The organism is Halochromatium sp., from assembly GCF_046541315.1.
Lineage (GTDB): Bacteria > Pseudomonadota > Gammaproteobacteria > Chromatiales > Chromatiaceae > Lamprobacter.
Map to the genome: position 1 here is coordinate 1 of NZ_JBKHDN010000178.1, position 5678 is coordinate 5678.

8 protein-coding genes and 1 pseudogene are annotated in these 5678 nt (G+C 63.9%); 6 read left to right on the forward strand and 3 right to left on the reverse strand.

Features of this window, described 5'->3' with window-relative positions; all coding sequences use genetic code 11:
• The 5 genes and pseudogenes from ACLFQI_RS10910 to ACLFQI_RS10930 all read left to right on the forward strand — a co-directional run.
• Positions 1–348, forward strand: a pseudogene (locus tag ACLFQI_RS10910) (hypothetical protein); the annotation flags it as partial.
• A gap of 291 nt (positions 349–639) precedes the next feature.
• Positions 640–1890, forward strand: a complete 1251-nt coding sequence (locus tag ACLFQI_RS10915) for a glycosyltransferase family 4 protein (RefSeq protein WP_410759278.1) — start codon at positions 640–642, stop codon at positions 1888–1890.
• Complete coding sequence (locus ACLFQI_RS10920) at positions 1883–4042, forward strand: glycogen debranching N-terminal domain-containing protein (protein WP_410759280.1); 2160 nt, start codon at positions 1883–1885, stop codon at positions 4040–4042. The genes ACLFQI_RS10915 and ACLFQI_RS10920 overlap by 8 nt, the downstream gene beginning before the upstream one ends.
• Positions 4043–4140: 98 nt before the next feature.
• Positions 4141–4455, forward strand: a complete 315-nt coding sequence (locus tag ACLFQI_RS10925; RefSeq protein ID WP_410759282.1) for a DUF433 domain-containing protein — start codon at positions 4141–4143, stop codon at positions 4453–4455.
• 189 nt (positions 4456–4644) lie between these two features.
• Positions 4645–4791 (forward strand): hypothetical protein, encoded by a 147-nt coding sequence (locus ACLFQI_RS10930; RefSeq protein WP_410759290.1) that lies wholly within the window; start codon positions 4645–4647, stop codon positions 4789–4791.
• Here the strand turns inward: ACLFQI_RS10930 and ACLFQI_RS10935 are convergent.
• From ACLFQI_RS10935 to ACLFQI_RS10945, 3 genes are read right to left on the reverse strand one after another with little or no spacing between them, the layout of a single operon-like run.
• Positions 4735–5031 (reverse strand): DUF5615 family PIN-like protein, encoded by a 297-nt coding sequence (locus tag ACLFQI_RS10935; protein WP_410759284.1) that lies wholly within the window; start codon positions 5029–5031, stop codon positions 4735–4737. The genes ACLFQI_RS10930 and ACLFQI_RS10935 overlap by 57 nt on opposite strands.
• Entirely contained in the window at positions 4932–5150 is a 219-nt protein-coding gene (locus ACLFQI_RS10940; RefSeq protein WP_410759286.1) for a DUF5615 family PIN-like protein, read from the reverse strand. The genes ACLFQI_RS10935 and ACLFQI_RS10940 overlap by 100 nt, the downstream gene beginning before the upstream one ends.
• Before the next feature lie 21 nt (positions 5151–5171).
• Positions 5172–5417, reverse strand: a complete 246-nt coding sequence (locus tag ACLFQI_RS10945; RefSeq protein ID WP_410759287.1) for a DUF433 domain-containing protein — start codon at positions 5415–5417, stop codon at positions 5172–5174.
• Positions 5418–5437: 20 nt separating this feature from the next.
• Here ACLFQI_RS10945 and ACLFQI_RS10950 point away from each other — a divergent pair.
• A partial coding sequence (locus tag ACLFQI_RS10950) for a hypothetical protein (RefSeq protein WP_410759289.1) occupies positions 5438–5678 on the forward strand: 241 nt, incomplete at its 3' end.

The window sequence follows — 5678 nt, forward strand, 5'->3', positions numbered from 1 at the left end:
CTGCTGGCTCGTCAAGGCGCCGCGCCTGCGGCCACCGTCGCTGCGAGCACGGCGCCCGCCGAGGTGCACAGCCTCGTGCTCGACTCGCTCAAGTTCATCACGATGCTGGCGTATCAGTTCGTGCAGGTGATCCGCCAGCGCTTGCGTGAGCAGGGCATCCACGACAGCTGGACGCTGTTGCGCGAGACCCTCTCCAGCCAACAGCGTGTCACCGCAACATTCCGCCGTCCCGATGGGCGCGCCTGGCATGTGCGCAAGGCGACCGAGGCAGAGGCTGGCCAGAGGGCGATCTATCAGGCGCTTGGCGTTGATCCTAGCCCGGGAGGTGTCTCCAAGATGCTCGTCTGAACCACCCCATTTTCAAGAATGGCGACTTTGTCGTGCCACTCGCCGATTTCATGCAGCGCAAGCTGATGATCTAGAAGGGATTATGAATATAGGTGTTCAAGATGGGTTAGGGGCGTCCTTGGTCGTGCGAACGAGTTGCGCGAACGACTTGAACCCCGTCCCGGAAACCCTATAAACGATCCGGCTCAAGCTCCAGAGCCAAGGCTGTACGCCTGCGGGTGTGCCGTCGCAAGCCGTCCGCTGGCGCAACTCTTTTGTCAATCGTCCGTCGTTATCGAGGGTTGTCAACAGATGAAAATCGCGCAGGTCGCTCCGTTATACGAAAGTGTCCCGCCGAAGACCTATGGCGGGACCGAACGTGTCGTCCATTACTTGACCGAGGCGTTGGTCGCGCAGGGCCACCAGGTGACCCTGTTTGCAAGTGCCGACTCGCAAACCAGCGCCGAGTTGCACGCGGTGGTGCCCGAGGCCCTGCGGTTGGGGCGCGAACGCCGCGATCCGCTCGCCTGGCACATGCTCGAGATCGCCGATGTGGCGCGGCTGGCCGGCAAGTTCGACGTGGTGCACTTCCACCTTGATTATCTGCACTTCCCGCTCTGGCGCCATCTACAGACGCCGCAGCTGACCACCCTGCACGGTCGCCTGGACCTGCCCGACCTGGCCCCGCTGTTCACCGAGTTCCGCGACATGGCCGTGGCCTCGATCTCCGACCATCAGCGCGAGCCGCTGCCGACCGCGCGCTGGCTGGGGACCGTTTACAACGGATTGCCCTCCGACCTCTACGACTTCCAGCCGCAGCCGGGCGACTATCTCGCCTTCCTCGGGCGCATGTCGCCGGAGAAGGGACCCGAGACCGCGATCGAGATCGCGCTGCGGGTCGGGATGCCGTTGCGCATGGCGGCCAAGGTCGACCCGGTCGACCGGGAGTACTTCGAGGCGCGCATCCGCCCCTGGCTGGAACATCCGCTGATCGAGTTCATCGGCGAGGTCGACGAGGTCGGCAAGAACGCGCTGCTCGGTGGCGCGCGCGCGCTGCTGTTCCCGATCGCCTGGCCGGAGCCGTTCGGATTGGTCATGACCGAGGCCATGGCCTGCGGCACGCCGGTGATCGCCTTCCGCCAAGGCTCGGTGCCCGAGGTGATGGCCGAGGGCGTGACCGGCTTCATCGTCGAGGACCTCGACGCCGCCGTCGCTGCGGTCGGTCGTCTCGATCGGATCGATCGTGGCGACTGCCGGCGCCACTTCGAGCAGCACTTCAGCGCCGAGCGCATGGCCCAGGGCTATGTCGACCTCTACCATTCGCTGATCGCCTCGACGGGCGCCGCGGTCGACGACCGTCGCCCGACCCGTGCGGCAGAGCGCCTGCGAGAACCGGTGCCAGACCGGGCAGCCGATCGGGCGCCGGAGCGTATCCCGACCGCGCCGCATCATCGACCGATCATCGGGCGCCAGCCGCTATCCTCGTTGCGCGCTGCAACCCTGGCCGGTGAGCGTTTCGTCAGCGACGGTCCGCTCGATGACTGGAGCGGTCGCGATGGATGATGCGATTCGCATCCAGGATCGCTGGTACATCCCGGTCACCTCGCCGCGTGCGGACGATCGCACGCGGGTGTTGAAGTCGGCCGATGGCTTTGCGGTCTTCAGTCGGCATGGCGACATCGCTCGGGTCGGTCTTGGCGAGCAGGGGCTCTATTACCTCGGCACCCGTCATCTCTCCGAATGGCGGTTGTTGATCGATGAGCGCGAGCCGCTGTTGCTGAATTCGACCGTGCAGCTCGATAACACCCGGCTAGCGGTCGATCAGACCACGGTCGACCTCTATCAGCGCGGCGAGATGGCGCTGCCACAGGATCGGTTGCACCTGCGCCGGGAGCTGGCGATGCATGATTGCGCGCTGACGGAGCGTCTACAGATCGTCAACTACCACGATGCCGCGCTGCGCCTCGATCTTCAGTACTGCTTCGAGGCCGACTTTCGCGATCTGTTCGAGGTGCGCGGCGAGCGCCGCGCCCGCCGTGGCGCGCTGCAAGAGGCGCAGCTGGAGACCACGGCGGTGGTGCTGGGCTATCAAGGGCTCGATGGGATCAGACGCCGCACCCGCATCGGCTTTGACCGGCCACCGGATGCCCTGAGCGCCCAGCGCGCCCACTTCCGGCTCGCCCTTGAGCCGGGTGCGCGCTGGACGCTCGAGACCATGATCGCCTGCGCGAGCGGCGAGGCCTTCTTCTGCGGCAGCGATCATCGGCACTCGGTCGAGGCCGTCGATCGCGAGGTCGCCGAGGATCGGGCCTCGCGCGCCGAGGTCTTCACCGATAACGAGCAGTTCAACGATTGGCTCAATCGCTCGGCGGCCGATCTGCAGATGCTCTGCACCGAGACCCGACATGGGCGCTATCCCTATGCTGGCGTGCCCTGGTTCTCGACCCCGTTCGGTCGCGACGGGCTGATCACCGCGCTACAGATGCTGTGGTCGCAGCCGAGCCTGGCGGCGGGCGTGCTGCGCTTCCTCGCCGCGACCCAGGCCGAGCACGAGGATCCGGCCAGCGAGGCCGAGCCGGGCAAGATCATCCACGAGATGCGCGAGGGCGAGATGGCCGCGCTCGGCGAGGTGCCGTTTCGGCGCTATTACGGCACGGTCGATGCGACGCCGCTGTTCGTGATGCTCGCCGGTCGCTATCGCCAGCGCACCGGCGATGATGCGCTGATCGAGACGCTGTGGCCGAATCTGCTGCGGGCGCTCGGCTGGATCGAGCGTCAGCTCGAACAGTACAGCCTGCTGGTGTACGCGCGCTATGGTCAGCGCGGCCTGCTGCAGCAGGGCTGGAAGGATTCCGACGACTCCGTGTTCGACCACAGCGGCCGCCTAGCGGTGCCACCGATCGCGCTCTGCGAGGTGCAGGGCTATGCCATCGAGGCGCTGCGGCAGGCGGCGGTGTTGGCCGAACTGCGGGGCGAGCCGGCACGCACGCGGCACTGGCTGGAGCTGGCCGAACGTCTGGTCGAGCAGCTGGAGACGCGCTTCTGGGTCGAGTCGCTCGGCACCTATGCGATCGCGCTCGATGGCCGAGGCCAGCCGTGCGCGGTACGCAGTTCGAACCCGGCGCATCTGCTCTGGAACCACGCCATCAGTGGCGAGCGCGCGGCGCGCGTCGCCCAGGGACTGGTGTCGCCGGCGGCCTTCAATGGCTGGGGGCTGCGCACCCTGTTCGCGGGCGAGCCGCGTTACAACCCGATGTCCTATCACAACGGCTCGGTGTGGCCGCACGACACCGCGATCGCCGCCGCCGGCTTGGCGCAGAACGGCTTTCACGAGGCGGCACTGACGCTGATCGAGGGTCTGTTCAACGCGGCGATCCACTTCGATCTGCATCGGCTACCGGAGCTGTTCTGCGGCTTCGACCGTCAGCCCGGCCAGGCGCCGACCCATTATCCGGTGGCCTGCGCGCCGCAGGCGTGGGCGAGCGGGGCGGTGTTCATGGCGGTGCAGGCGATGCTCGGGTTGGCGTTCGAGCCCGAACATGCGCGCATTCATCTACGCCGGCCACGCTTGCCGAGCTACCTCAACTGGCTCAAGGTGCGCGGCCTGCGGTATGGTAACGCCGAGATCGATCTTCACGTCCATCGCTATGGCGAGGAGATCGCGACCAGTGTCGAGCGCCGAGTCGGGGAGATCGAACTCGTGGTCTCGGTCTGAGGCAACAGGGATCTTCAATATGGCCGCTCGATCGTCGCATTGACATTCCGAACCCAAGCGTGCTTCGCTTAAAGAAGACGTCGTCTGGAGTAGAGACCATGCCCGATCAGACCAAGACGCCGCATATCGCGATCGTTCCAGGAACCGCCGGCGGACAAGCGCATATTGCAGGCCGTCGCAACAAGGTCCGCGACATCGTGTTCCAGCACGAGCACCTTGGTCGACAGGCCGATGAGATCGCGAGCGAGCTGGATCTCGGTCTCGCACAGGTGTATGCCGCCTTAGCGTACTACTTTGATCACCGGCCCGAGATCGAGTCGGACATCGCTGATCGGGATGCCTTCATTGCGGCGATGCGCCAGCGGACAGTGTCCTTGTTGTCGACCAAGGTTGCCGATGCCGCGAATGGCTGAGAGTCGGTTTTACGCGGACGAGCATATTCCAAAAGCGGTCATCCATGGGCTTCGGCAGCGCGGGATCGCGATCATTACCGTGGCTGACGCGGCCTTGATGGATGCTTGTGACCTTGCTCATCTGGGCTGGAGCTTCTCGATCACCTGCGGGGTATCGGCCCTTGTCGTGCGGAGGAGTTGGTGGCTCAGTTGCCGACCGCAAACGATCCGGCGGTGTTTGCCCAGCATCCGAAGGGACTCGAAACACTTGGCTTGCTCAAGCGTCACGAGGGTGGAACGCTATTCATCCCCTTTACCTCCATCGAGATGATCTTGCGGCTGGTACAGGCTGCTTAGCTTTGGCCGGAGTCGGATCCGCATCTGGCATGGACCGATCAAGACAAAGGCACCGAGCATTTCCGATGCATGGTGCTCAATCGCCTGGACGAGGATTGCTGCCTTCCGGTGGGGACTGATGCCTGCGAGACGATATAAGATTACGCCAGCATTGACGAGCTGTTGCCGAAAAACCAGCTCGCCGAAATCTTTGCCTGATGTGAGGACCATCGCCTCATCGGCATTTGCGAGAGCAAGCACTGAACTGACCGATCGTCAATCCCTGGGTCCAACTCCAACACGTAGCGCACCTGATGGCCTGCGTTCCTGAGCGCGGTCACGATGACTGCATCAACATTCTCGTCCGCGAGGAGCTTCATCGGATCGATGCGGCTTGACAGTTAGGCAGCGTCGGCATCGATGGGGTAGAACTTATCTCCACGCATCGATTCCGCAGCGAAACGGAGGGCGTCTAAGATATCTTGCTGTGTCAGGCGAGGTTGAGCTTCGATGATCTGAGCTTCGGACTCGCCGGCACCGAGACGCTCTAGGATCGACTCGACGGTAATCCGGGTTCCTGCGATCCGGGGCTTTCCTATCATGACATCTGGATTTGCTGTGATTGGCATGTGCAGAATGCGTTTCATGTGGCTAAGCAGTGGCTTTGATGAATCATAGCCTCGGTGCGAGGATAGGATCAAAGTCGTTTCAGCTCTGGTTGAAAGGTCATGTCGGCCGCCTGATCTCGATGCTGTCTCTGATCGTGGATAGGATCGCTCTGACGACTTCTCCAACGCAAGTCTTCCGTCGATGTTCAGATGTGATGGCCCGTCACCCCACCAACTGCCCCACCACCGTCCCGACCTGCTCGATGCGCTTGGCCGGGTCGCCCATCTCCATGCTGAACC